The organism is Pseudomonas sp. GV047 (genome assembly GCF_003058245.1).
GTDB lineage: Bacteria > Pseudomonadota > Gammaproteobacteria > Pseudomonadales > Pseudomonadaceae > Aquipseudomonas > Aquipseudomonas marginalis.
On record NZ_QCWA01000010.1, the window covers coordinates 125,059 to 151,487 of the forward strand.

The window sequence follows — 26,429 nt, forward strand, 5'->3', positions numbered from 1 at the left end:
GGCGCGCCCCGGATTATGACAGGCCGTGACACCAGAACCACGCGTATTCATCGATGTTCTTCCCAGGCGCGTCGTCGCCAGTGGTTGGCGTGACGTCTTTTGACTCGATGGCGGTTGGGCGCCCGACCTTAGGTCAAGTCCTGACGCCCCGCGCGGCCCAGCGACCAGCCAAAGTTCATGCCCGCAGCCGCCAACAGGATCGCGCCTGCGCCCATCACCTGCAGGGTGCTGAGGGGATGGGCGAAGGCTACCCAGTCGACCAGGATGGCGACAATCGGATAGATGAACGACAGCGCCCCGACCAGTGCCGTGGGGATTTTCTGGATGGCGCTGTACAACAGGGTCGACATCAGCCCGGTATGGACCACCCCGATAATGATCAGGTAAGTCCAGGCGCCCTTGAGCGTTTCGCCCCCAGTGAAGTCCACGAACGGTGCCAGCACCAGCACGCCGACCACCATCTGGATCAGCACGATCAGGTGCGCGGGCAAATCCTTGAGACGCTTGGTGATCGCCGCCGCCACGGCATAGAAGAAGGCTGAAGCCAGGGCCAGGCAGACACCCAGCACGTAGTCGGCACCGGTGGCCTGCCCACGGCCCTTGGCGGACACGATCAGCATCAGCCCGGCGAAGGCCAACAGCAGCCAGCCGACCTTGGCGATGCTGAGGCGTTCGGCAAAAAACAGCACACCCAGGCCAACCAGCATGAACGGCTGAACGTGGTAGACCACCGTGGCAATGGCAATGGAGGAATGGGTGTAGGCACCGAACAGCAGCACCCAGTTGAGGACCAACGCCACCCCGCCCAGGCACACCAGAAGGAATTGCCGGGCAGTGATCCGGGAGCGACGCAGCACCCCAAGCGCCAGGCACGCGACCAGCATCGCCAGGGCGCCGAACAGGCAACGCCAGAACACCACCGCCTCCGGGCCCTGCCCCGACATAACGACGAACCAGCCGACTGTGCCGGAGATGACCATGGCCGAGATCATTTCGAGCGTCCCACGGGTTTGCGACTTCATCACTCACGGCTTCCTTGCTATCGACATCACCATGGCCCAAACCACCGTTCGCGGAGAAATAGGCTGGCAAATACAACTTTATAATGAACGTATGGCCGATATACTGAACATGGTGCCCAAGAGCGTCAACCCATTTAGGGATGGTTTATAAAACAAATGACCGATATAACGAACGACCTACCGAAAAATAATCTGACTCGAATCGATCTGCTGGCGCTGTCAATCAAGCGCGAGCGCCTGGCCGCCGGGCTTTCCTTGACCGAGCTGGCGAAGCGCGCCGGGCTAGCGAAGTCGACCTTGTCTCAATTGGAGTCGGGCATCGGTAACCCCAGCATCGAAACCTTGTGGTCGCTGGCGATGGCCATGGGCTTGCAAGTCACCCGGTTCTTCGAGCAACCCCGGCAGGCCCTGCGGGTGATTCGCGCCAACGAGGGCATGACCGCCTATGCCGAGACGGCCCATTACGCAGCGACCCTGCTTGCCGATTGCCCGGCTGGCGTACAGCGCGACATCTACCGACTCAAGGTGCAGCCCGGCGAAGTTCGTCTGTCTCAGCCTCACCCGCAGGGCACCGTAGAGCATGTGGTGCTGTGCAGTGGCAGTGCACGTATCGGCCCGGCGAGTGGCCCGGTGTTGCTCAACGCCGGCGACTACATCAGCTACCTGGCGAATGTGCCGCATGTGTTCGAGGCACTTGAGGCGGACACCACGGCGGTGATGGTGATCGAGCATTCCTGAGGTGGGAGCACCTTGACGCCTGTCAAATCCGTAGCTGCCGAGCCCTGGCGAGGCTGCGTCGGCCGCGACTCGGGCTTGAATCGGCAGGGGGATCGCTAGCAACTTGACCCTTTCATCTCGTCCATTTTATCGAGCAGGACGCCAATAACCCCCGCCTTTTTTTGGGGGGGCCATCAGTTGCGCGTCAAGAGCGTGTGCGGCGCAACCCCAAACGCCTTGCGAAAAGCATGACTGAAGTGGGAGAAATCGGAAAAACCGAAGTCCAGTGCGGCTTGGGAAACGCTGCGCACCTGGCCGCACTCGATCGCCGCGCGACTGGCATTCAGCCGTTCTTTCCAGATCTCCGCGACCGGGCTTTTCTGATGACGGGCGAATGCACGGGTCACCGTGCGGGTGGACACGTGGTGGGCTTGGGCGATCAGTTCGATCGACAGTTCTCGGTCGCTCAAGTGGTGCTGGATGTAGGTCATTATCCGCGCGTACAGATCCAGCTCCTGGTGAGTGGTCTTCAGGTCCTGGAGTTCCAGGCTGATCACGAGCAGGTCGATTATCGTGTTGGAGTAACGATTGCAAATGCCTCCATCCTCCAGAAGCACGGGAGTGTTCGCCATCTGGCGCAGCATCTCGCGCAGCGGCACCACGCCGGGGCGGCGGTCATCCAGCACCATTGCGGTGCATTCCGCCACACGCGGCAACCGCTCGGTCAGCAACTGCCGAGGGATGCGCATCAAGTGGTTTTCGCTCCCCCCCAGGCTGAATCGGAACGGTCGGGTTGCGTCATAAAGGAACAAATTACCCGCGCCCAGTGTGGCCTTGCGCCCCTCTTGCTCAAGTTCGCCATACCCATTGAGGGTGAAGCCCAGCCACAGGTCGTCGGCGGGGCCACTGCGTAAATGCCGCTCGGAACGGACCCAATGGTGCAGCGGGGACGACAGCCTGGAGACATCCAACGCCCCTACGCCGGAGACCTGGAGCGTTCCGTTGAAATCGCTCTGGGTCGAGGGTTTGCTGTCAGCCATAAGACAATGGCGACACACCACTTCTTTCCAGTAATCGAAGCGACGCGGTTGCGAAACGGCAAGGGTGGAATAGTGATTGTTCTGAGCCATGGCACTCACCTTAATGCAACGACTTGAAGCAGCGACACGCTGCCGGTCGATCTTGGAAAGCAAAATTCAGACCACGCACAGCCCCCTTTATCGCGCCTGAGCCCTGGCATCGGGCATCTGTCTTTTCCAACCAAACGGTTGTCCTGGCGAACAAAGCGAGGCGGTTCGTACCTGCCTGACTATGACCTCACAGCCTGTCCAGCCCGCTACGCCTGAACCTGAAAAAAACAAGGAGCCGCCCATGGAATCTGCGATCGACAAACACCTTAGATGCCCACGGACGTTGTCCCGCCGGGTGCCCGAGGACTACCAGCCGCCCTTCCCTATGTGGGTCGGCCGCGCTGGCGAACAATTGAAGCAGGTAGCGATGGCCTACCTGGGCGTGCAGTTTCGCGGTGAGGCGCAGCGTGAGCGTGCCCTTAAAGCCATGCGCGACATCGTCGGCAGCTTCAGCCTGCCCGACGGCCCGCAGACCCACGACTTGACCCATCACACGGACAACAGTGGCTACGACAACCTGATGATCGTCGGCTACTGGAAGGACGCCGCAGCCTATTGCCGCTGGTTGCGATCACCGCCCGTCAATGACTGGTGGGCATCGCCGGATCGCCTGAACGATGGCCTGGGTTATTTTCGCGAAATCACCGCGCCGCGTGCCGAGCAGTTCGAAACCCTCTATGCGTTCCAGACGCAGTTGCCGGGGGTGGGCGCGATCATGGACACCACCAGCGGCGAGATCGAAGAGCACGGTTACTGGGGGTCGATGCGCGATCGTTTCCCGGCGTCCCAGACCGACTGGATGAGCCCCACGGGCGAACTGAAGGTGGTGCAGGGAGATCCGGCCAAAGGTGGCCGCGTCATCGTCATGGGCCATGACAACATCGCGCTGATTCGCTCCGGCCAGGATTGGGCTGACGCCGAGGCTGACGAGCGTTCACTGTACCTCGACGAAATCTTGCCGACATTGCAGGACGGCATGGATTTCCTGCGCGATAACGGTGCGCCCCTGGGCTGCTACAGCAATCGCTTCGTGCGCAATATCGACCTCGACGGCAACTTCCTCGACATGAGCTACAACATCGGCCACTGGCGCTCGGTCGAGAAACTGGAACGCTGGGCGGAATCCCATCCCACCCACCTGCGCATCTTTGTCACCTTCTTCCGTGTGGCGGCCGGCCTGGTGAAGTTGCGGCTGTACCACGAAGTGTCGGTCTCGGACGCCAAGAGCCAGCTGTTCGAGTACATCAACTGCCACCCGCAGACCGGCATGTTGCGTGATGCAGGTGTCTCGCAAAGCTGACACCCGGCACCGCCCCATTCGTCCCGATTATTTTTTGGCCCTCATCTCTAGCGCATGGGGTCGGGGCCACTTTTTGACAGGCATCTGACCACGAAGTGGCACCGCGCTGAGCTGTCCTGTTCAGCCAAGCGAGTGTCCTGTTCAACCAAGCCGCAGTGGCAAAAGAGGCCTAATTTGTTCTCCATTACGACCCGGAATGATCCGACCCCGACAGTGCTGGAAGTGTTTGAACAGTCTCAAGTCTTCCCGCCGTTCATCGATGACATCAAGGAAAATCATGGCCATTATTCGACCCACGCTTGATCAACTGCAGGACCTCGCCACCCAGTTGCACATGCAGCTGACGCCGGAGCAGGCTGCGCAGTACCTGGACCTGATGCAACCGAGTTTCGACGCGTACGACCTGGTCGATGAGCTGCCTGATTTCGTTCCGCCCGTACGCTACGAACGCAGTTCGGGCTATCGGCCCTCGGACAAGGAAAACCCGTTGAACGCCTGGTACTACCGGGCTGAAGTGAACGGGGCCCGGGAGGGCCTGCTGGCCGGCAAAACCGTCGCGCTGAAAGACAACATCGCCCTGGCAGGCGTGCCGCTGATGAATGGCGCCGCGCCCCTGGCCGGTTTCGTACCGTCATTCGACGCCACTGTGGTCACGCGTCTGCTGGATGCCGGGGCGACGATCCTGGGCAAGGCCACCTGTGAGCATTACTGTTTGTCCGGCGGCAGTCACACCTCAGACCCTGCCCCCGTGCACAACCCCCATCGTCACGGTTATGCCGCCGGTGGATCTTCATCGGGCAGTGCGGCGTTGGTCGCGGCCGGAGAGGTGGACATGGCCGTTGGCGGTGATCAAGGCGGGTCCATCCGAATCCCGTCGTCCTTCTGCGGCACCTACGGCATGAAGCCGACCCACGGCCTGGTGCCCTACTCCGGGGTCATGGCGATTGAAGCCACGATCGACCATGTCGGCCCCATTACCGCCAACGTGCGCGACAACGCGCTGATGCTGCAAGCCATGGCCGGCGCGGATGGGCTTGACCCGCGCCAGGCTGCGCCGCAAGTCGACGACTATCACAGCTACCTGACGAGGGGCGTGCGCGGGCTCAAAATCGGTGTGTTGCAAGAGGGCTTCGCACTGGCCAACCAGGACCCTCGCGTCGCCGAGAAAGTGCGTGACGCCATCGCCCGTCTCGAGGCGTTGGGCGCGCAGGTCGAGGCGGTGTCCGTTCCCGAGCACAACCTGGCGGGCTCGTTGTGGCACCCCATCGGCTGCGAAGGCTTGACCATGCAGATGATGCATGGCAACGGCGCGGGCTTTAACTGGAAAGGCCTCTACGATGTCGGCCTGCTGGACAAACAGGTCGGCTGGCGCGAGCAGGCCGACCAATTGTCCGCGTCGCTCAAGCTGTGCATGTTCGTCGGCCAGTACGGGCTGAACCACTACAACGGACGTTATTACGCCAAGGCGCAAAACCTCGCGCGCTTTGCCCGGCAGGGCTATGACAAGGCGCTGCAGACCTACGACCTGCTTGTGATGCCGACCACACCGATCATTGCCCAACCCCATCCACCGGCGGATTGCTCGATCACCGAGTACGTGGCGCGCGCGCTGGAAATGATCGGCAACACCGCGCCACAGGACATCACCGGGCATCCCGCCCTGTCGATTCCATGCGGGCGGGTCGACGGCCTGCCCGTCGGGCTGATGCTGGTCGCCAGACACTATGCCGAAGGCACCCTTTACCAGGCTGCGGCGGCGTTTGAAGCCTCCGTGGACTGGCGCACGCTCTGAGCCGTCTATGGGCGCCGCCGGCGCCCGTAGAACAATAAGAAATCCAATGACTTTACCACCGTGTTGACTGATAGGAGTGACCCCATGAATACAGCGACTTCAACGCCCGGCGAAAGAGCCTGGGCATTGTTTCAAGTCCTCAAGAGCAAGGAACTCATCCCGGAGGGCTATGTCGAGCAGCTCACGCAATTGATGGAGCACGGCTGGAGCCCCGAGAACGGCGCCCGTGTGGTGGCCAAGGCGTGGGTCGATCCGCAGTTCCGGGCACTGTTGCTCAAGGACGGCACGGCGGCCTGCGCCCAGTTCGGCTACACCGGCCCCCAGGGCGAATACATCGTCGCCCTGGAGGACACGCCGACGCTGAAGAACGTGATTGTCTGCAGCCTGTGCTCCTGCACCAACTGGCCGGTCCTCGGCCTGCCACCGGAGTGGTACAAGGGTTTCGAGTTCCGCGCACGCCTGGTCCGGGAGGGGCGCACGGTACTGCGCGAGCTGGGGACGGAGTTGCCCCGGGACATGGTGGTCAAGGTCTGGGATACCAGCGCCGAAAGCCGCTACCTGGTGCTGCCGGTCAGGCCGGAAGGCTCAGAACACATGAGCGAAGAGCAGCTTCAAGCGCTGGTGACCAAAGACGTGCTGATCGGCGTCGCCCTGCCCCGCGTGGGCTGAAAACAACACCTCATCATCGTTCACTCCCGGAGTTTTGATTATGGATGGCTTTCACGATCTCGGCGGTTTCCAAGGCTTTGGAAAAGTCCCCCACACCATCAACAGCCTGAGCTACAAACAGGTGTTCAAGCAGGACTGGGAGCATCTGGCCTACAGCTTGATGTTCATCGGTGCCGACCACTTGAAAAAGTTCAGCGTGGACGAAGTGCGTCACGCCGTCGAACGCCTGGATGTGCGCCAGCATGTCGGCACCCAGTACTACGAACGCTACGTCATCGCGACCGCTACCCTGCTGGTCGAAACCGGCGTGATCACCCAGGCGGAGCTTGATCAGGCCTTGGGCTCCCACTTCAAGCTGGCGAATCCCGCCCATGCCGAGGGCCGCCCGGCGATCACGGGGCGGCCGCCCTTCGAGGTGGGGGATCGGGTGGTGGTGCGAGACGAATATGTGGCTGGGCACATCCGCATGCCCGCCTACGTGCGCGGCAAGGAAGGCGTGGTCCTGCACCGCACGTCAGAGAAATGGCCGTTCCCGGACGCAATCGGCCATGGCGATGTGAGCGCAGCCCATCAACCCACCTACCACGTCGAGTTCGCCGTGAAGGACCTGTGGGGAGATGCCGCCGATGAGGGTTTTGTGGTGGTCGACCTGTTCGAAAGCTACCTGGACAAGGCCGCCGGCGCGCGCGCGGTGAACCCATGACAGACGGCGCCCAGGCAAGCCGACTGCCGGTGACGGTCCTTTCGGGCTTCCTCGGCGCCGGCAAAACCACCCTGCTCAACCACATCCTGCGCAATCGCGAAGGCCTGCGCGTGGCCGTCATCGTCAATGACATGAGCGAAGTCAATATCGATGCCGAAGAAGTGCAGCGCGATGTCGCGCTGCACCGTGGTCGCGATGAGTTGATCGAAATGAGCAACGGGTGCATCTGCTGCACCCTGCGCGCCGATTTGCTCGAGCAGATCAGTATGCTCGCACGCCAACAGCGTTTCGATTACCTGCTGATTGAATCCACGGGGATCTCCGAGCCGATGCCGGTCGCTGAGACGTTCGCCTTCCTTGACGCTGAGGGCTTCAGCCTCAGCGAACTGGCGCGCCTGGACACCTTGGTAACGGTGGTCGATGGCAGTCGTTTCCAGGAACTGCTCGAATCGCCGTACACCGTTGACCGCGAGGACGCCACGCCAGACGCACCCAAGCGCCACCTGGCCGATCTGCTGATCGAACAGGTGGAGTACGCCAACGTCATTCTCGTCAACAAGCTGGATCTGATCGATGCAGCGCAGTATCAGGCCGTGCAGGCGATCCTCACGGGGCTTAACCCGACGGCGCGGATCATGCCGATGGCCCACGGTAACATCCCGTCAGCCAGCCTCCTCGGCACCCATCTGTTTGATTTACCCAGCCTCGCGGCGTCGCCGGGCTGGATGCGGAAAATGGAGGCGGCAGACGCGCCGGCCTCCGAGTCAGACACCTATGGCGTGACGTCCTGGGTGTACCGTGAGCGCGCACCTTTCCACCCGCAGCGGTTGCTCGCCTTTCTCCAGCAGCCCTGGAGCAACGGGCGGTTGCTGCGCAGCAAAGGTTACTTCTGGCTCGCCAGCCGCCACCTGGAAACCGGCCTGCTGGTGCAAAGCGGCAAGCGGTTCCAATGGGACTATGTCGGGCGCTGGTGGAACTTCATCGAGCCGTCGCAATGGCCCCGGGACGAATACCGGCTGCAGGGCATCAGGGCCAAATGGGACAGCGTGGTCGGCGACTGCCGGCAGGAGTTGGTGTTTATCGGCCAGGGCCTCGACACCGACGCGTTACAGCGCGAGCTCGACCACTGCCTGCTGAGCGCCCAGGAAATCGCCGCCGGCCCACTGGCCTGGCAGGCACTGCCGGGGGCGACCGCCTTTGACCGACAGGCCCTTGCCCGCACCCCCACACAGCCCATGGCGATTGCCCCCATTTGATCCGAGATAGAGGTGCCCCATGCTCTTTTTCAGCCGAACCAACCGCTGGGTATTGGCTCCGCTTGCCGACAGACTGGATGAGCCTGACCAGGCGAGTACACCGCTGTCGTCGAGCAACCCGTTATTGCGACGCATCCTGGCGGGCGTCGAGACATTGCTGCAAGAGCGGCGAGCCCTGAAAGCACAGACACACGCGCTGGCATTGGAAGCCACCCAATTGACCGAGCACCTGGCCCGCCGCGACGCGCTTTTGCAGGAGCAGGAAGCGCGCTGGGCACTTATCGCCCAAGGCGCAGGTGAACTGTTTTGGGAACTGCAACCGGCAGGTATGGCTGCACCCGCACCGGAGTGGGCTATGAAGTGGACAGGGTCCGCGTCGATCCCGACCCAAGGTATTGATCAACTTGGTCGCTGGAACGAGCACCTGCACGCGACGGACCGGCAACGCTTTCTCGACGCGCTGGCCCGGCACCTGGCTGATCGCAGCGGGCGAACGCCCTTTGCGCTGGACGTACGCATGGCCCTTGCATCAGACGGTGACTATCGTTGGTGCAGGATCAGCGGTGTGGCGCGCCGCGATGCGCAAGGCGTACCGGTCGCCATCGGCGGAAGCCTGCGTGACATTCATGAACAGCGCCTGCACGAAGAGTCACTCGAACTGGCGGCCACACGCTTCGAGATTTCCCGTGAAATGCTCCATGACGGGCTCTGGGACATTGAGGTGGTGGCGGGTGACCCGGCGAACCCGAACAACACCATCTGGTGGTCTTCGCAAATGCGGCGACTGCTGGGGTACACCACGGTTGAGGAATTTCCCAACACATTGGAAAGCTGGACCTCACGCTTGCATCCAGACGACAGCGCACGGGCAATCGCGGCGTTTGTCGCCCACGTCGAAGACCACAGCGGTAAAACACCCTTTGATGTCGATTATCGGCTCAAGCACAGCAGTGGCAATTACCGCTGGTTTCGCGGCCGTGGGCAGACGCGACGCGCAGAGGACGGCTCCCCGCAAAGGGTGGTGGGTGCCATCACCGATATCCATGCCCACCATGAAGAAAACAGCATGCGTGAGGCTCAGGAACACCAGCACCGAGTGATGCAGGAGACCCTGCGCAAGCTGACGCACATTGTCGCCACCATCCAGGGCATCGCCAGCCAGACCAACCTGTTGGCCTTGAACGCCGCCATTGAAGCCGCCCGCGCTGGCGACGCCGGACGCGGGTTCGCGGTGGTCGCCGATGAAGTTCGCAAGCTGGCGACCCGCACCAGCCAGGCGACCCAGCAAGCGGCCGACATGATGGACAGCTAGCGCCACCGCGCCGAGTCGTGAGCAGCGCAACTATTGGCCGTACAAACCCAACAATAAGAACCAGGTATCGTTATGCGTGATTATCAAGCTGTGGCCACATCCTTCAATTACCAACAGACCGCCGAACTGGCTTTGCAAGGTGACCTGACTGCCCTGAACGCCTGCGTCGAATGCTGCGACCGGCACGCCCACGACGACGCCGTGGCGTTGTATTGCGAAGCACAGGATGGCAGCGCCGCCCAATACACATTCAGCCAATTGCAGGCCAGCGCCGCCCGCTTCGGCCATTTCTTGCGTGAGCAAGGGGTAAAACCGGGCGACCGCGTCGCCGGCCTGATGCCGCGCACGGTTGAACTGCTGATTGCCATCTTGGGGACCTGGCGGGTGGGCGCGGTCTATCAACCGCTCTTCACCGCATTTGGTCCCAAGGCGATCGAGCAACGATTGGGCTGCTCCAACGCGCGCTGGATCGTGACGGATGCGCAGAACCGTCCCAAGCTGGATGAGATCGGCAACTGCCCAAGCGTGATCGTAACCGGCGGGGGCCCGCAGAACCCCAGCGATTATCCGTTCTGGAGCATCCTGGACGGCCAAGACGTCGAGTGCGAACCGGTACTGCTGGACGCCAGCGCGCCATTCCTGTTGATGTGCACATCGGGTACCACGGGGCCGGCCAAGCCTCTGGAAGTGCCGTTGCGCGCCATTCTCGCCTTCAAGGGTTATATACGCGACTCCATTGGCCTGCAGCAGGACGACCGCTTCTGGAACCTGGCCGATCCCGGCTGGGCCTATGGCCTGTATTACGCGGTGACCGGCCCGCTGGCCTGTGGTCATGCCACGCTGTTCTACAACGGCCCTTTTACGGTGGAGAGTACGTGCCGAGTCATTGCCAAGTACGCCGTCAGCAATCTGGCCGGCTCCCCGACGGCCTATCGCCTGTTGATTGCCGAGGGGGCAGCGTTCGCCGACGCCGTGCGCGGCCGCCTGCGTGCCGTCAGCAGTGCCGGCGAGCCGCTCAACCCACACGTGATCCGCTGGTTTGCCGAGCAACTCGGCGTGACCATTCACGATCATTACGGCCAGACGGAAATCGGCATGGTGTTGTGCAATCACCATGGTTTGCGTCACCCGGTCCGTGAGGGCTCGGCGGGTTATGCGGTGCCCGGCTACCGCATCGTCGTACTGGACGACGCGCATCGGGAATTGCCGGCGGGTCAGCCGGGCGTCCTGGCGGTGGATCGCGAACGCTCGCCCCTGTGCTGGTTCGACGGCTACCTGGGCATGCCCACCCGGGCCTTTGTGGGGCGCTATTACCTCAGCGGCGACAGTGTGGAGCTGAATGACGACGGCAGTATCAGCTTCGTCGGCCGCAACGATGATGTGATCACCACGTCCGGCTACCGCGTCGGGCCGTTCGACGTCGAGAGCGCGCTGATCGAACACCCGGCGGTGATCGAGGCGGCGGTGATCGGCAAGCCCGACCCGCAACGCACCGAGCTGATCAAAGCCTTTGTCGTGCTCGACAGCCAGTACCAGCCCAGCGCCGAGCTGGCCGAAGTACTGCGCCTGCATGTAAGGCAGCGCCTGGCCGCCCATGCCTATCCCCGGGAAGTGGAGTTCGTCGAGCAACTCCCCAAGACCCCCAGTGGCAAGTTGCAGCGCTTTATCCTGCGCAATCAGGAAATTGCCCGGCAGCAGGCGCCGGGGGCATGAACCCGTGGCCGGCGTGCCGGAGCGCCAGGCGTGCGTGCAATACGGGGCAAAGCGTGTGCTGAACCGATCAGACTTCCAGCGCAAAGCCTCGGAGTTATTCAAGGAGCGCAGTTTCAACCAGGTCAGCATGCGTGAACTCGCCGCCCATGTCGGCATAAGCCCGGGGGCGATCTATCACCATGTGGAAAGCAAGGAGGCGCTGCTTTACGAACTGCTGATGGAGCTGTATCAAACCCTGTTGTCCCAGGTGCACGGCATCAAGAATCGCCGATTGGCACCCGACCAACGCCTGGCCCAACTGATCGACTGTCACCTTCAATTGCATGAACACATGACCGGACACTTCAAGCTGGCGGTCATGGACGCCAATTGCCTGGGCGACTCGATGCAGGCAAGCGTCCAGCGCCTGAGGCGTGCCTATGAGTCGGAAATAATGGATTTGATCGGCCAGGCAGGCCATCCACCGGGCGGGCCGTTGCGCGAGGGCGCGCTCACGGCCATCTTGCCCATGCTGAACAGTCTACCCACCTGGTTAAGCCCGATGCTCGATAACGCCCAGCGGCGAACGATTACGAAGACCATCGCCTGTGCGGTGTTACAGGCCATTGATTCCCTGCCCTGAGCCCACCATGACCCATACTGAAACCCCAGGCTGGCCCGAGGCGGATTGCCGGAGCGCCTTATCAATCAGCACAGAACCCCGAACCGTCAGCGCCGCTGGTGCATGGATTGCAGAATCGCCGCCGAGATCTGCTCAAGGGGCACCTCACGCTCCACCGCACCGAGCTTGAACGCCTCCTTGGGCATGCCATACACCACGCAGGACTCCTCGTCCTGGCCCAGGGTGCGGGCGCCGTTGTCGTGCATTTCCTTCAGGCCCCGGGCGCCGTCGTCGCCCATACCCGTCATGATGATCCCCAGTGCGTTACCGCCGGCACTGCGGGCCACCGAACGAAACAGCACATCAACGGAAGGTCGATGCCGGCTGACCGGAGGTCCGTCGACAATTTCCACCAGGTATTGGGCGCCGCTGCGCTTGAGCACCATGTGCCGGCCACCAGGGGCAATCAGTGCACAACCGGGGATAACCCGGTCACCGTTCTTCGCCTCCCTGACCTCGATCTCGCAAAGTCGATTGAGGCGCTCGGCAAACGCGGCGGTGAAGTGTTCGGGCATGTGCTGCACGATGACGATGCCCGGACAGACCCTGGGCAAGGCGGTCAACACCAACTCCAGGGCTTGGGTGCCGCCCGTGGACGTCCCAATGGCGACAATGTTCTCGGTGGTGCGCGCCATTGCCTGGGTGCCCGCCGGCAATATGACGTCGGCCGTCAGCCTGGCGGGAGCGCGTTCGCTGGAAGGCACCATGCGCTTCATGTTGGCCCGCGCAGCGGCCTTGACGGCCCCCGCCAATTCATCGGCACTGTCGGTGAGAAACTGGCGCAGGTTGAGTTGTGGCTTGGTCACAATGCTGACCGCGCCGGCCGCCAGTGCCTGCATGGTGGTGGCCGCGCCCTTTTCGGTCAGCGTGGAGCAGATGACCACGGGCGTGGGGTGTTCGGCCATCAACTTCTTGAGGAACGTGATGCCATCCATCCGTGGCATCTCCACATCCAACACAATCACATCCGGCCATTGCTTGTTCATTTTGTCCATGGCGAACACCGGGTCTGCCGCCGCGCCGATAACCTCAATAGCGGGGTCTTGCCCCAGGGTCGCCGTGAGTACCTGACGCACCACGGCGGAATCATCAATGATCAGCACTTTGATAAGGCTCATGTCGCACGTTCTCCATGAGGGCTCCTGGGGGTTCACTTCAAGGCCAGGTAGTTGAGTTCGATTTCGCCGTTGGCCAGATCGAACACAATGGTCCGATAACCCACGCCTTCCACATGGAAGTGTTGACACCGCAACTGATGCAGGTCGAGCAGGCGCATGGCCTGTTCGACATTGCGCTGGCCGACGTAATCATTGTCCGAGCGCACAAGCCCGGGAAACATGTTTCCACCGCCGAATACGCTGATCCTGAACTCCGTCGGCAGGGCCTTGATCGACTGTATTCGAGCGAGCAACAGTTCAAAGGCTTCGTTGCCGTAGCGACCATCCAGGACGCCCTGTTTGGTCACGGCGCGCTGTGGCAGCAGGTAGTGACACATGCCTCCCAGCAAGCGCCGGGGGTGCCAGAACACCAATGCAACACAGGATCCCAGCACCGTACGCAGGCGAATCGCACCCGAGCCGAAAAACCACTCGCCGGGATTCAGGAACACCTCGTTGGGCGGTCGACGGTCAGGCATGCGGCCTCCGGTAGATGGAAGGCTTGACCAGCCGCAGCTGATCGGTGATGCCATTGAGGCTCTCCGAATGGCTGACCAGAAAGTACCCGCCCGGCTTGAGGTGACTGACCAGGCGCTTGACCACCTGCACTTTGGTGTCGTTGTCAAAATAGATCATCACATTGCGCAGGAAGATCACGTCGAACATCCCCAGCTTCGGCAACGGGTTATTCAGATTGATCGACTGGAAATCGATCTTCGCCGCCAGCGCCGGGTCGACCATGAAACAACCGTGGTTGGCGCCCACGCCCTTGAGGCAATACTTGTTCAACAGCGCCTCGGGGATGCCGCGTATGCCGTCGAGGGGATAACGCCCAAGGCGGGCTTTTTCCAACACCCGGCTGCTGATATCCGACGCGACAATCTCCCAGGGCCGGCCGGCGAGGTTGTCCGCCAGCACCATTGCCAGGGTGTAGGGTTCTTCGCCGGTCGAGCAGGCGCCACTCCATATGCGCAACGGCCCGCTGCCCCGCAGCTCGGGCAACGCTACATCGCGCAGGAAATCAAAATGCTTGGGCTCACGGAAAAAGTAGGTCTCGTTGGTGGTCAGCATGTCCACCGCTACCTGCAACTCCACGCTGTCCTTCATCAGCACCTTGTAGTAAGCGCCGTAGGTATTGAGCTTGAACACCTGCAGTCGCTTGGCCAGGCGAGCGCTCACCAACTGTTTCTTGGCATCGGACAGGCTGATGCCGGCGATTTGATAGATGAGGTCACGAAACTGCACGAACTCGGCGTCAGAGAGGATCACGTTCATCAGGACATTCCCCCAGCCTGTTCAGGCGATCGAAGGTAGCGAAGACTCAAGGTTGACCAGCGCATCGACCTGTTCCAGGGACAACACGCGACCGATGTCCAGCAACAGCACGAAACCGCTCTCCAGTTTGCCGATGCCCAGTAAAAAGTCGGCCCTGACATCGGTGCCGAAATTCAACGACGGCTCGATGTCCTGGTCGGCGATTTCCAGGACCTCGCTGACCGCATCGACAATGATGCCCACTGGTTTGCGCTGGGCATTGGCCTGCACCTCGATAATCACAACGCAGGTCCTTGGAGTCTGCACCGTGCGTTCGCCGCGAAAGCGCACCCCCAGGTCGAGCACGGGGACCGCCGCGCCACGCAGGTTAATCACCCCACGTATGCTGGGAGGCAGCAACGGCACGCTGGTGATCGGCCCGTATTCGATGATTTCCCGAACGTTGAGCGTGCCCACGGCGAACATCTCCTCCCCCAGCACAAAGGTGAGGTACTGGCTTGGGCTCGGGACGCTGGCATTGCCTGGACTGTCGATGGGTGGGGCCATGATTCACCTCGGGTCACATACGTTTTCGTCTTCATCAGGGGCGCTTCGCACCCCGGCGCGGGGCAAGCCCGCTCACCACAACAGCTCTATCCGCCGGGGAGATACCTAGACAGCGATCAGGCCGGCTATCTCATCGACACACAGCACATGCTCGATCTGCAGGAGCGTGACAAACTCGCCTCGCACCTTGGTCATCCCCCCGATGAAGTCGGTGCGAATGTGATTGCCGAACGCCGGAGCGGGCTTGATATCGATCTCGAGTATCTCGATCACTTCGCTGACCGAGTCCACCACCACCCCCAGGACCTGGGATTCGCCCTCCTTCGCCGCCTCAAGGATGACGATGCAGGTGCGACTGCCCAGTACCGTCGTGCCCTTGCCGAAACGCGCCTTGAGGTCCACGACCGGCACCACCGAGCCGCGCAGGTTGATAACCCCCCGCAGGAATTCCGGCATCATTGGTACGCTGGTCACCTGGTTGTATTCGATGATTTCACGAACGCTCAGGGTATTGACCGCGTACATCTCCTCGGCCGCCAGGAAGGTCAGGTACTGCAAGGGTTCATCCACTGGCGACGTAGCTTCGACAGCGCCCTGCATGCCCGCTGAGGTGCCCATGGGTCAACTCCCGAAGCGGACGAAACCGCCGTCCGAGGAGCGACTGTCCAGGTCCTGGGTGGACATGGCTCGGCTGATCTGGGGCATCGAGACATTGCGCCCGGCACGTTTGCTTTGCACGGTGAAAAACCCCATGAGTTCCTGCAACTGCTCGGCCTGGCCACTCATTTCCTCGGCCGTCGCCGCCAGCTCCTCGGAGGCCGACGCGTTTTGCTGGGTCAGTTGGCTCATCTGCGACATCGCGCTGTTGATTTGTTCGGAACCGATGGATTGTTCTTCCGAGGCAGCCGCAATTTCCTGCACCAGGTCGGAGGTCTTGGCAATCGACGGCACAATCTCGTCCAGCAGGTTGCCCGCCCGTTCGGCCAAGGCCACGCTGTTCTTGGCCACCTCACTGATTTCCTGTGCGGCAATCTGGCTGCGCTCCGCCAGTTTGCGCACTTCGGCCGCGACCACCGCAAAGCCTTTGCCATGCTCGCCGGCCCGTGCCGCTTCGATTGCCGCGTTGAGCGCCAGCAAGTTGGTCTGGTAGGCAATGGAATCGACGATGCCGATTTTTTCGGCGATGGTTTTCATCGCCGCCACGGTGTCCTTCACGGCTCGACCGCCTTCCGAGGCTTCCTTGTTGGCTTTGCCCGCCATGCCGTCGGTGACCTTGGCATTTTCGGTGTTCTGGGAAATGGACGCTGACATTTGCTCCATCGACGCCGAGGTCTGTTCGACCGATGCCGCCTGCTCGGAAGCCGACTGGGCCATGCTTTGGGCGGTGGCGGAAATCTCTTCCGAAGCACTCGACAGCGAGTCCGCCGAGCCGCGCACTTCGCCGATGATTTCCGAGAGTTTTTCCACGGTGCCATTGACCGAGTGCTTCAGCTCCAGGAACTTGCCCTGGTAGTCGCCGGTAATGCTGCGGGTCAGGTCGCCGGCGGCCATCGCCGACAGCACCTCCATGGCCTCGGTGATCGGTACGATGATCGCGTCCAGAGAACCGTTGATACCGAGGATGATGCGGCGGAAATCGCCCTGGTGCCGGGCGGCGTCAGGGCGGGTGTCCAGCTTGCCGATCAGCGCACTGTCGCTGATCTCGCTGGTATCTTCCACAAGGGCCAGGATATTGGCGCGCAGTTGCTCGACGTTTTCATTGATAAAGGCTTTCTTGCCAGGGAAACGCTCCAGGGGCGCGGACAAATCCCCTTCGCCGAACGCGCGAATACAGGCCATGGCCTTTTTCTTCACGTTGATATGGCCGTTGACCATGTCATTGATGCCCTGGCCGATATCCCGATACGAACCCGCGAAGCGCTCGACATCGATCATCACGTCAATGTCACCTTTTTCATGCTCGCTGGACATGTGCTGCATTTCATTGATCAGCGCCAGGATGTTGCTGCGCAACAGCTCGATGCTGTCGTTGATAAAGACTTTTTTGCCGGGGAATTGTTCCAGGGGCGCAGACAGATCACCGTTACCGAAGGCGCGTATGCAGGCCATGGCTTTTTTCTTCACCGCGATGTGGCCGTTGACCATATCGTTGATGCCCTGGGCCATGGAGCGGTAACTGCCATGAAAGCGGCCGGCATCGATCTGTGCATCGATCTCGCCCTTGTCGTGCTCACTGGACATACGGTCCATCTCCACGATCAATTCATGCAGGTTCGCGCCCAACTGCTGCATGCTCGCCATCAGGCTGGTGGTGTCTCCCGCCCTGAGCGTCGCCTTGGCATTCAATTCGCCGGCCGATAGGCGTGCCGCATAGGCTTGCACCACGGTAGGTTCCGCCCCGAGCCGGCGCATCAGATTGCGCCCCAGCAAGACGCCGATCAGCAGGGTAGCCACCAGGGTCAGGCCGCTCACCAGCAGGATGAGGGTGCGTGCGTTCTTCTCGGTGGTGGTAGCGAGCACCTGGCCCTTGCGCCCCAGTTCCAGGTTGTATTCACGCAGCTCGCCGATCGCCGTGAGCACGGCGGTCTGCAGGGGCTGGCTGGTCTCGATCAATGCACGGGCCGCGGCCTGGTCACCGTCATCGATGAGCTTGTCGAAGTGGGTCTGCAACGCCGCAAACTCAGCCAAGTGGCCGCGCAGTTGTTTCAACAACGCCGCATCGTGCTCGTCGGAGGTCAACTCGGCCTGATAGCGATCCAGGGCTTTGCCAACGGCGCTGAAATCCTGCGCCACGCTGGCCGCGTAAGCCGGCACGCTGTTTTTGTCGGTCTCGTTCAAGCGTTGCCATTGCAAGGCATGCAGGTCGGTGAAGGCCGCGGCGGCGCGGTCGATCTCCAGCAGGCTGGGCACCGTATTGACGTTGGCATAGCTGGCGCTCGTATTGATTTCACCGGCCAGGTACAGGCTGGTGCCACCCAACACGAAGACACCCAGCATGGCTGTGAAAACCAGCAACATGATATTTCTGATAACAGTCATGGCGAGGCACTCCTGATGACGCTTCAATGAGTCGATAAAGGGCTTGGGATCGAACGATGGGGGGTTTCCTTGGCAACCTGTCCTAGCAAATTCGGGATATCCAGGATCAGCGCAACGGCTCCACTTCCGAGGATGGTGAACCCGCCCAGCCCATGGGCATCACCAAACACTTTGCCCAGTGGCTTGATCACGGTTTGGAACTCCCCCTGCAGGCGATCGACCACCAGGCCGGCACGCAAGCCTGCGTATTGCACGACGACCACGTTTTCCCGGTTGCCTCCAGGCTCTTGCACATCAAACATGTCGCGCAGCCGCAGGATCGGCAGCACCTCGCCCCGCAGGTCCAGGTAGCCGGTTTCGGTGCCCCGCTGAGGTGCCAGCTCGATGCACTCCTCCACCATGTTCAGCGGAATCACGTAAGAAGCCTTGCCCACCCCGATCAGGAAACCGTCAATGATCGCCAGCGTCAGCGGCAGGCGGATGCGCACCGTGGTGCCCTGCCCGACTTCGCTCTCGAGGCTGACACTGCCGCGTAACGCCGTGATATTGCGCTTCACGACGTCCATGCCTACGCCACGGCCGGACAGGTTGCTGACCTGGTCGGCGGTGGAGAATCCCGGCTCGAAAATCAGATTCAGAATGTCTTTGTCCGACGGCTGCTGGCCCTCTCCCACCAAACCACGCTCACGGGCCTTGGCCAGGATCTTGTCCTTGGCCAGGCCACCGCCGTCGTCGGACACCTCGATCACGATGCTGCCGGATTCGTGATAGGCATTCAGGCGGACCGTGCCCTGGGCCGGCTTGCCCCGCTGAAGGCGCGTCGACGCAGGCTCGATGCCGTGGTCCATGGCATTGCGCACCAAATGGGTCAGCGGGTCGCCAATGCGTTCGACGACGGTCTTGTCCAGCTCGGTCTCACCGCCGCCGATGTGCAGCACGATGTCCTTGCCCAACTCTTTGGAGACGTCCCGCACCACCCGCTGGAACCGCGTGAAGGTTGCGCCGATCTGCACCATGCGCAGGGTCAGCGCCGAGTCGCGGACTTCCTCGACCAGCCGCGATAACAGGCTGGTGGCTTCGATCATCTCGCCAATCCCACTGCGTACCGCCACCAGGTTGGCGCCGGCACCGGCAATGATCAGCTCGCCGACCAGGTTGATCAGTTGGTCCAGCTTGGCGGCATCGACCCGAATCAGATTGCCTTCGTTACTCGCCGCGCTTTTGCCGGCCTTGACCGGCGGCGTTGTCGACTCCTGGACATCAGGCTCGCTGCGCGTTTCGACCGGTGCCTGCTCGGCGTCCTGGGTCACGAGCAAGGCCTGGGCCTCGGTCAATGTGCCGCAACGCACCAGCAGCTCGACCAGCGTGGCGTTGTCTTCCGGCAACCCGTCGAGATGGGTCCGACACGCCTGCACCGTGGCATTCGGTGCAAGGATGCGAACCAGCGCGTCCTCGCGGACAAAATCAAAGGCGCCGTCGATGACCTCCAGGGAAGCGTCGCTGGCCAGTGCGAGTTCAAACCCGAGGTAGTTGGTTTCCGGGTCCATGGCGGTCATGGGCGGCAACCCATCGAACAAGGTAACGGTGTGCAGCAAACGCCCCAGCGTGCTCAGGTAACGCAGGAACGCCAAGGGGTCCATGCCATTGCGCAACACATCCGGGCCGAAGCGCAGCGACAAATGCCAATGGCCGGGACTGCCGCCTGGCTCATCCGCCGGCGCCGGCGCTTGAAGGGCCGGCGCCGGGGTCGAGACCGCCGCGTCCAGATACAGCGACAGCCGCTCAATGATAGATTGACCCTGAGCCCGCACCGGTTCGTCCAGGCGATCCAGGTTGCCGTCCTCGGCCAGCAGGTCGATCAATTGGCCAATATGGTCACGGGCGTCGAGGAACAACGCACTCAACGCCTCGTCGACGCGCACTTCCAGGCTGCGCACCCGGTCCAGCACGCTTTCGGCGACATGGGTGAACTCAACGATCGGCATCAAGCCAAACAGGCCGGCCGACCCCTTGATGGTGTGGGCCACGCGGAACAGGCCGTTGATGGTGTCCAGGTCCTGGGGCGACTTCTCGATCTGCAGCAGCGCATCTTCCATTTGCAACAGAAGCTCGCGACTTTCGGCAATGAACGTCTGCAGCACGTCATCCATGTTCATACGCTTACGCTCCGACCGACTGGGTGAAACTCGCATTGGTGAAGTAGTCGTCAAGGCCGCTGAGGCGAAAGGCTTCGCTCACCGTCGAGCTGGGGTTGCTCAGCAACAACTGGGTGCCTTCCTTGAGAGACTCGCGCTTGATGAGGATCAACAGCTGCAAACCGGCACTGTCGAGTTCATCGACACTGGACAGGTCCAACTCCACTTCATGGGCCAGGGGAAACAACGACAACAGCACGTCCTTTTGCTCGGCAGCCGTGTAGATCGTCAGGGGGCCTTCCATGACCTGGATTCGACGTAGCATCGGGACGGCGCTTTTCATGTAAACCTCCTGGCCAGCGGTCGCTGGTCATCGCTATGGCAGGATCAACTTGGAGACGGCGGTCAGCATTTGCGCAGGCTGGAAGGGCTTGACCATCCAGGCCTTGGCGCCGGAGGCCTGGCCTTGCTGCTTCATCGCATCGCTGGCTTCGGTGGTCAGCATGATGACCGGCGTGAACTTGTAGGCCGGCAACAGCTTGGCCGCCTTGACGAAACTGAGGCCATCCATGTTGGGCATGTTCACGTCACTGACAATCAGGTGGATTTTGCGGCCGTCCAGTTTGCTCAGGGCGTCTTTGCCATCACAGCCTTCGATCACGTCGTAACCGGCGCCTTTGAGGGTGATGCTCACCACCTGGCGGATGGAGGCCGAGTCGTCGACGATCAGAATGGTCTTGCTCATCGGAAAAACTCCTCTAGAAAAACGTGATTTCGTTGGCATCGGCCTGGGCAGGCGCCTTACCACCATGAATGGCGTGCTGCTCCGGCATGGTGTAGGCCGTTGACAGCTCCTGCAGCCAACGGTCACTGCTCATTGGCGCCAGGGACTGTCCGCTGAGGCTCGACTCATGACGTTCGTCCAACTGCTGCTGCAACTTGTCCAGGTCGCGGGTAATCAAGGTCAGCATCTGGCTGACGCGGTCCTGGAACTGCAGGGCAACCAGCACCTGGGCAATCTCGTCGGCGACGTTGGCGCTCTGCTGCTGCAGGTCATGGCTGTTGCGCACAATGGTCTGGGCGGTCGTGCGAAAATGTTCGATAACCTCCGACACCACGCGCTCCGAATCGGCGAGGGTCAGGGTGTCTTGTTCGGCGTGGTGGCGGGACATCTGCACCGTGCGGGCGATGGCGGCGTTGACGGTGATCACGGTTTCGCTGATCTTGCGCCCGGTCTCGCCGGACATGCTCGACAACTTGCGCACTTCATCGGCGACCACCGCAAACCCTCGCCCCGCCTCCCCGGCTCGCGCAGCCTCGATAGCCGCGTTGAGGGCAAGCAGGTTGGTTTGACTGGCGATGTCACCGACAAACTTGGCCATCTGCTGAAGCTGCTCGGTGAAGCTCGAGAGCTGCATGACTTCCTTGAGCTCATTCTCCTTATTGGTGAGCGCGGCGCGCAGGGCCATGACGATGGAGTTGAGGTCGGCCTGGCCGACCTCCAGCAAGTCGACCAATTGTTGCGAAGCGTCCTGGCCGCCATTGCTGGAGACGCTGTGGCTGATGTTGGATGACAGCGTGCCAAAACGCTCGCTGAGGCTGAGAATCGAGGTTTCACTGATCGAACGCGCCGCTTCTATCTGCCGCGACCAGATCGGCAGCACGCTGACGCACACCTGTGCCAGGCCGTTATCGACGGCCAGTGCCGGAGCAATGGATGCCTGTTGATCGAGCTGCTGCAGGCCCCTCCACTGCGCCCGGCTCCTGCCGTTTGCCCACAGGCCCATGCCGATACACAACGCCAACACCGCGCCGCCGGCGGCCAGCGCCCCGATGCTGAAGCGCTCGCTCCAGGCAATCGCAAGCCCGCCCAGCAGGCCCGCGAACGCAACCGGAAACAGGGTCAAAGCAGCGGAAGGGGGTGGTGTCGGTGCGCTCACGGTCTGTCTCCCTGTCAAGGCTTGTCGTCACGACCTGACCGGCCATTCGACTGCTTGAAAGAGATACTGGCCCGATAATGGCACTGCCACCATCGGAGCATCCCTATTCTGGGGTAGGGATCCTGGAAAACCGCCTAGGAAAATCCCTACCCCCGTACACGCTTCAGGAAATACCCAGGGTCATGGCGAAACGCACAATGTCGGCGGTGGAGGAGAACCCCATCTTTTCCATCAGCCGGGTCTTATGGGTGCTGACCGTCTTGTTACTGATGACCAACTGCTCGGCGATCTGGTTGACGCTCATGCCGTGCGCCAGCAGGCGCAGGATCTGGAACTCGCGATCGGACAAACTCTCGACAAAGGTCTGCTGCTTCAAGCCACTGCTTTGCAGCGCGATCTGTTCCGCCAGCCCGGGGTCGAGGTAGCGTTGGCCACTGACCACTCGACGCATCGCGATCAACAGGGTTTCGGGATCGCGATCCTTGGTCAGGTAGCCCAGTGCACCGGCGCGTAATGCCCGTTGCGCGATATGGATTTCGTTATGCATGCTCAACACCAGAATCGGCAGTTTCGGGTATTGGGTATGCAGGCGGGCAATCAAAATCTCGCCGCTGATACCCGGCATATTCATGTCGAGCAGCAGCAGGTCGATCTCGACCTGGCGCAACAGTTCGATCAGTTGCGTGCCACTCTCGGCTTCGGCCACCACCTGCACGTCGGCGACCAGCGAGAACAGTTGCTTGAGCCCTTCGCGCATGATGGTGTGGTCATCGGCGATCAGCATGCGAATCATCAATACCTATCCTTATGCATCGGAATGAACGCCTGGACCGTAGTGCCCTGCCCAGGATGACTGAAAATGATCACTTTGCCGCCCAGCATCAGGCCGCGCTCACGCATGCCGGCCAAGCCCAGGGTCTGGCGGCCGACGGCATCCGGGTCAAAGCCCTTGCCGTTGTCCTGGACCTCGAGCACCCAGTGGGTCTCCTGCGGGCTCAGGGTGACGCTGACCTGAGTCGCTTCGGCATAACGCGCGATATTGGTCAGCGATTCCTGCACGATGCGAAACGCTGCGGTCACGTGGGTATCCGGAAGGGTCAGGGCAATCAGCGGCAGGTTCAACGCACAGGGGACCTGGGTCAGGGTGACGAATTCGGCTGTCAGCCATTCAAGACCGGACACCAGCCCCAGGTTCAGCGCGGAGGGGCGCAGGCTCGTGGACACGTTGCGCACCACCTGGATGGTCTTGTCGGTCAGCGCCATCAACCGCTCGACCTGAGGGGTGAGTTCAGGCGTATCGGTGCCGAACTGAAACCTCAGCAACGAGATGCCCATGCGCAGCGCCGTCAGGTGCTGGCCCAGTTCGTCATGGATCTCCCGGGCAATCAGTTTGCGTTCCTCTTCCCGCGCCGTTTCCCGGCGGGTCGACAGGTCGCGTAATTGCGCGTTGGAATTGGCCAGGCGCCGCTCCGCCGCGCGCAGCTTGGAAATATCGCGCCCGACGGCCAGCACGCTGACGACCCGCTGGCCGTCGACCTCGGGAACAAAGTGGATCAACACCACCTTGGGCGCGGTTTTCAAACCCGACAATAAGAACTCCTGTTCCGTGGCTTTGTTCTGGCGAATCACCTGGGCCACCAATTCTCGAAAAAGCTGGGACTGGGCGTTCAGCGGCACCACTTCATCCATGGGCATGCCCATCAGTTCCGGCCAGGCCCCGCCCACCCATTTTCGCAACTGCGCATTGACGTAGAGCACCTCCCCGAAAACACTCAAGCGCGCGACGGCGTCCGGGCTGTTTTCCACCAGGGCGTTGATGTCGTGCTGGCGTTCCAGTTCTTTCTGCCGGGCCCGGGTCAAATGGGTCACATCACGACCGATCACCAACACCCGCGGGCCCACACTGCCCGAGTCGGCGACCGGCACCAGGGTAAAGTGCAGGTTGCGCACTTCGTTGCGCAGCACCATGCTCTCCTCAGACTCCACCACCCGTTCGGCGGCCCTGCACTGGTCATGGAGGGTCTGGATTCTTTCCGCGTTGAGCCGGCCAAATATCGACGCCAGCGTCTCGCCAATAACCTCGCCATGGGGTTTCCCAAGCACCTGCAACAGGGCCGGATTGACCTCGACACAGCGCAGCTCACCCCGTGGCGCAGCCTCCAGCAGGCACAACATGTCCAGGGTATGGTCGAAAATATCCCGGTAGCGGCGCTCGCGCTCCCTGAGCAAGGATTCGGAGCGCCAGCGTTCGATGGCAATCGCGGCAATGTGACAGGTCTGGCGCACGCGCTGCCGGTCGCTCTCGTCCAGCGCAGAACCGGGTGAGCGCGACAACGCGAAAGCCCCAAGGACCTGCCCCTGATTGCCGAGGATGGGCTCGTACCAGCCTGGGGAAGAAGCCATGGGCTCCCACGAGCCGGGGCTTTGCGGGTCAGCAAGCACGACGCCACAGGAGCAGTGAGGCAAGGCCAGTTGAAGATAACTCACCAGCAACCCCAGGGTTTCGTCCAGTGAGGCGCCCGTGGCCATTGTTTCGAAGATGCGCAGACGTGCATCTTCAAGTACCTGCTGTTTGCGCCACTCAGTGATGTCGTGGGCCATGGCCAGTACGCCTGCCACCTCACCGGATGGGCCGCGTTCAGCCATCAGGCTGACGACACAACTCACCGCTTCACCACCGGCGCCGACCGTCCAACTGTTGAGGAATTGAGCGGTCTGGCCTGTGGATGCCACATGGCGCAGATGGTCGAGGTAATCGCCGGGCTGCTCCTCAGGGCCGGCGCCTATGGCTTCGTCATAAGACATGCCGGTCAAGAGCAGGAACGTCGGGTTGACGTACGTACGCGACAGGTTGCGATCGTAGCGCACAATGATGTTGGGTGAATTCTCCGCCAGGGTGAGGAATTTCAGCTCGCTGCCCAGCAAGGTTTCGCGAAGCTGCCAGTTCTCGGTGATGTCTTCCAGCTGGGAGACAAAACAGATCGGCTGCCCCTGGTCGTCCCGCACCAGCCCCACGGTCAGGCGCACCCAGACAACCTGGCCGTCGTGGTGGATGTAGCGTTTATGCAAGGTGGCGCCCTGCCGTGTACCGCCCTTCAACTCTTCTATCAGCTGCTTGCCCACTTCGCGGTCTTCGGGGTGGGTCAATGCCATGAACGTGGTGTTTTGCAGCTGTGCCTCGCTGTAGCCAAGCAGCCTGCAAATGACGCTGTTGGCCCTCAGCCAACGACCGTCCAGTGACACAAGCGCCAAACCGGTGCCGGAGGAATCGAAAATGGCTTCAAGGGGGATCTCGGAGAAGCGCTCGCTGTGGGAATGCGCGGTTGGGGGCCCAGGCAGGGGAAGGATTTCAACAATAAAATAGTCGTCGCGCCACGGTGTCATCGACAGGTTCAACCGGCCGGACTGCCTCGCGGTCGCCTCGAAACACACCCGGGATCGCCCATCGGCCTTTTCCAGTGCCGCATAAAAAAGCCGGCTGTCCTGGGGGCGCAGCAAGGAGAGAAACTCAGTGGTCGTCTCGGGAGGGACGCCGTTCTGGCACTGCAACCTTGAAAACCCAGGGTTGCCCAACACGACCCGGGCAGATCGATCCAGGACCACAACCGCGCCCGACAGGCAATCCAGCACACCTTCAAGGGTTTGCAGCACATCCTTGTCTGCCATTACCGCTCCTGCATGCGTTCACGCTTACGATGAAAAACCCAGCGTAAATACTTCATCAGTCCGTGCTGGCTCGCTCCATAAAAGCCTGAAACCCATTCAATTGAATGTATGCCCAACGGGTGCCCACAAAAACAACACCCTATGGATAGCATTGCCCGGCACTTGATGGAGACTATCGTAGTCTCATTTACAGCCGGCGCCAGCCAGACTAAAGATTTACGTTCAGCCGCAAGGAATCCTCACGCCGGCCTCCGGCATGCCACCCCACGTCGATGTTTTGGATGTCGAACACTCAACCCACGCCAAGGCCCTGCACATAATAAAAATAGATGATCTTATAAATTCGCAAGATAACAATATCTAATAATTAGCTTATTCCAAAAAAGACTTTCCCCA

The 26,429-nt window shown here is 61.4% G+C and carries 21 protein-coding genes and 4 pseudogenes; 10 read left to right on the top strand and 15 right to left on the bottom strand.

The window, feature by feature from the left end; genetic code table 11:
* Positions 1 to 128: 128 nt before the first annotated feature.
* Positions 129 to 1,022: a DMT family transporter gene (locus tag C8K58_RS23615; RefSeq protein WP_092358130.1), complete on the bottom strand. Its 894-nt coding sequence runs from the start codon at positions 1,020 to 1,022 to the stop codon at positions 129 to 131.
* 156 nt (positions 1,023 to 1,178) lie between these two features.
* On the opposite strand from C8K58_RS23615, the gene C8K58_RS23620 reads away from it, so the two are divergent.
* The gene (locus C8K58_RS23620) at positions 1,179 to 1,760 is read left to right on the top strand and encodes a helix-turn-helix domain-containing protein (protein ID WP_027605703.1); all 582 of its coding nucleotides are present in this window, start codon (positions 1,179 to 1,181) and stop codon (positions 1,758 to 1,760) included.
* A 173-nt stretch (positions 1,761 to 1,933) separates the two neighbouring features.
* Here C8K58_RS23620 and C8K58_RS23625 read toward each other — a convergent pair whose 3' ends face one another.
* Positions 1,934 to 2,869, bottom strand: coding sequence for a helix-turn-helix domain-containing protein (locus C8K58_RS23625; RefSeq protein WP_027605702.1), 936 nt, complete (start codon positions 2,867 to 2,869; stop codon positions 1,934 to 1,936).
* A 241-nt stretch (positions 2,870 to 3,110) separates the two neighbouring features.
* Between C8K58_RS23625 and C8K58_RS23630 the strand changes: the two genes are divergently transcribed.
* The 9 genes and pseudogenes from C8K58_RS23630 to C8K58_RS23665 all read left to right on the top strand — a co-directional run bounded on the left by C8K58_RS23630 (position 3,111) and on the right by C8K58_RS23665 (position 12,236).
* Positions 3,111 to 4,169, top strand: coding sequence for a phenylacetaldoxime dehydratase family protein (locus C8K58_RS23630; RefSeq protein ID WP_108574452.1), 1,059 nt, complete (start codon positions 3,111 to 3,113; stop codon positions 4,167 to 4,169).
* A gap of 277 nt (positions 4,170 to 4,446) precedes the next feature.
* Entirely contained in the window at positions 4,447 to 5,961 is a 1,515-nt protein-coding gene (locus C8K58_RS23635; protein ID WP_098479612.1) for an amidase, read from the top strand.
* 84 nt (positions 5,962 to 6,045) lie between these two features.
* On the top strand, positions 6,046 to 6,630 hold the full coding sequence (nthA, locus tag C8K58_RS23640) for a nitrile hydratase subunit alpha (RefSeq protein WP_074846646.1): 585 nt from the start codon (positions 6,046 to 6,048) through the stop codon (positions 6,628 to 6,630).
* A gap of 40 nt (positions 6,631 to 6,670) precedes the next feature.
* A complete protein-coding gene (gene nthB / locus C8K58_RS23645; protein WP_108574453.1) occupies positions 6,671 to 7,333 on the top strand; it encodes a nitrile hydratase subunit beta in 663 nt (220 codons plus the stop codon).
* Positions 7,330 to 8,589, top strand: coding sequence for a GTP-binding protein (locus C8K58_RS23650; RefSeq protein WP_108574454.1), 1,260 nt, complete (start codon positions 7,330 to 7,332; stop codon positions 8,587 to 8,589). Before nthB ends, C8K58_RS23650 begins: the two co-directional genes overlap by 4 nt.
* A gap of 355 nt (positions 8,590 to 8,944) precedes the next feature.
* A pseudogene (locus tag C8K58_RS33145) lies at positions 8,945 to 9,622 on the top strand (PAS domain-containing protein); the annotation flags it as partial.
* Between the two features lie 15 nt (positions 9,623 to 9,637).
* A pseudogene (locus C8K58_RS33150) lies at positions 9,638 to 9,877 on the top strand (methyl-accepting chemotaxis protein); the annotation flags it as partial.
* A 96-nt stretch (positions 9,878 to 9,973) separates the two neighbouring features.
* Complete coding sequence (locus tag C8K58_RS23660) at positions 9,974 to 11,614, top strand: AMP-binding protein (protein ID WP_027605695.1); 1,641 nt, start codon at positions 9,974 to 9,976, stop codon at positions 11,612 to 11,614.
* 55 nt (positions 11,615 to 11,669) lie between these two features.
* Positions 11,670 to 12,236, top strand: coding sequence for a TetR family transcriptional regulator (locus C8K58_RS23665; RefSeq protein ID WP_027605694.1), 567 nt, complete (start codon positions 11,670 to 11,672; stop codon positions 12,234 to 12,236).
* Positions 12,237 to 12,322: 86 nt separating this feature from the next.
* On the opposite strand, the gene C8K58_RS23670 is transcribed toward C8K58_RS23665, so the two are convergent.
* From C8K58_RS23670 to C8K58_RS23725, 13 genes and pseudogenes are all read right to left on the bottom strand, one after another.
* Positions 12,323 to 13,393, bottom strand: a complete 1,071-nt coding sequence (locus C8K58_RS23670; RefSeq protein ID WP_092358144.1) for a chemotaxis response regulator protein-glutamate methylesterase — start codon at positions 13,391 to 13,393, stop codon at positions 12,323 to 12,325.
* Positions 13,394 to 13,425: 32 nt separating this feature from the next.
* Positions 13,426 to 13,911 (bottom strand): chemotaxis protein CheD, encoded by a 486-nt coding sequence (locus tag C8K58_RS23675; RefSeq protein ID WP_092358146.1) that lies wholly within the window; start codon positions 13,909 to 13,911, stop codon positions 13,426 to 13,428.
* Positions 13,904 to 14,707: a protein-glutamate O-methyltransferase CheR gene (locus C8K58_RS23680; protein ID WP_027605691.1), complete on the bottom strand. Its 804-nt coding sequence runs from the start codon at positions 14,705 to 14,707 to the stop codon at positions 13,904 to 13,906. The genes C8K58_RS23675 and C8K58_RS23680 overlap by 8 nt, the downstream gene beginning before the upstream one ends.
* 21 nt (positions 14,708 to 14,728) lie before the next feature.
* A complete protein-coding gene (locus C8K58_RS23685) occupies positions 14,729 to 15,253 on the bottom strand; it encodes a chemotaxis protein CheW (RefSeq protein ID WP_108574456.1) in 525 nt (174 codons plus the stop codon).
* Positions 15,254 to 15,358: 105 nt separating this feature from the next.
* A complete protein-coding gene (locus C8K58_RS23690; RefSeq protein WP_223841580.1) occupies positions 15,359 to 15,871 on the bottom strand; it encodes a chemotaxis protein CheW in 513 nt (170 codons plus the stop codon).
* A gap of 123 nt (positions 15,872 to 15,994) precedes the next feature.
* Positions 15,995 to 16,972 (bottom strand): annotated as a pseudogene (locus C8K58_RS32775) (methyl-accepting chemotaxis protein); the annotation flags it as partial.
* Between the two features lie 69 nt (positions 16,973 to 17,041).
* Positions 17,042 to 18,292 (bottom strand): annotated as a pseudogene (locus C8K58_RS32780) (MCP four helix bundle domain-containing protein); the annotation flags it as partial.
* A 23-nt stretch (positions 18,293 to 18,315) separates the two neighbouring features.
* Positions 18,316 to 20,448, bottom strand: coding sequence for a chemotaxis protein CheA (locus tag C8K58_RS23700; RefSeq protein WP_108574458.1), 2,133 nt, complete (start codon positions 20,446 to 20,448; stop codon positions 18,316 to 18,318).
* Positions 20,449 to 20,452: 4 nt separating this feature from the next.
* Positions 20,453 to 20,770, bottom strand: coding sequence for a lipid asymmetry maintenance protein MlaB (locus C8K58_RS23705; RefSeq protein ID WP_027605686.1), 318 nt, complete (start codon positions 20,768 to 20,770; stop codon positions 20,453 to 20,455).
* Between the two features lie 33 nt (positions 20,771 to 20,803).
* A complete protein-coding gene (locus C8K58_RS23710) occupies positions 20,804 to 21,172 on the bottom strand; it encodes a response regulator (protein WP_027605685.1) in 369 nt (122 codons plus the stop codon).
* Positions 21,173 to 21,185: 13 nt separating this feature from the next.
* On the bottom strand, positions 21,186 to 22,214 hold the full coding sequence (locus C8K58_RS23715; RefSeq protein WP_371914530.1) for a methyl-accepting chemotaxis protein: 1,029 nt from the start codon (positions 22,212 to 22,214) through the stop codon (positions 21,186 to 21,188).
* 316 nt (positions 22,215 to 22,530) lie between these two features.
* A complete protein-coding gene (locus tag C8K58_RS23720; RefSeq protein WP_108574459.1) occupies positions 22,531 to 23,160 on the bottom strand; it encodes a response regulator transcription factor in 630 nt (209 codons plus the stop codon).
* Positions 23,160 to 26,033 carry a PAS domain S-box protein gene (locus C8K58_RS23725; RefSeq protein WP_108574460.1) on the bottom strand — a complete coding sequence of 958 codons (2,874 nt, stop codon included), beginning with the start codon at positions 26,031 to 26,033 and terminating at the stop codon, positions 23,160 to 23,162. Before C8K58_RS23725 ends, C8K58_RS23720 begins: the two co-directional genes overlap by 1 nt.
* Positions 26,034 to 26,429 lie beyond the last annotated feature (396 nt).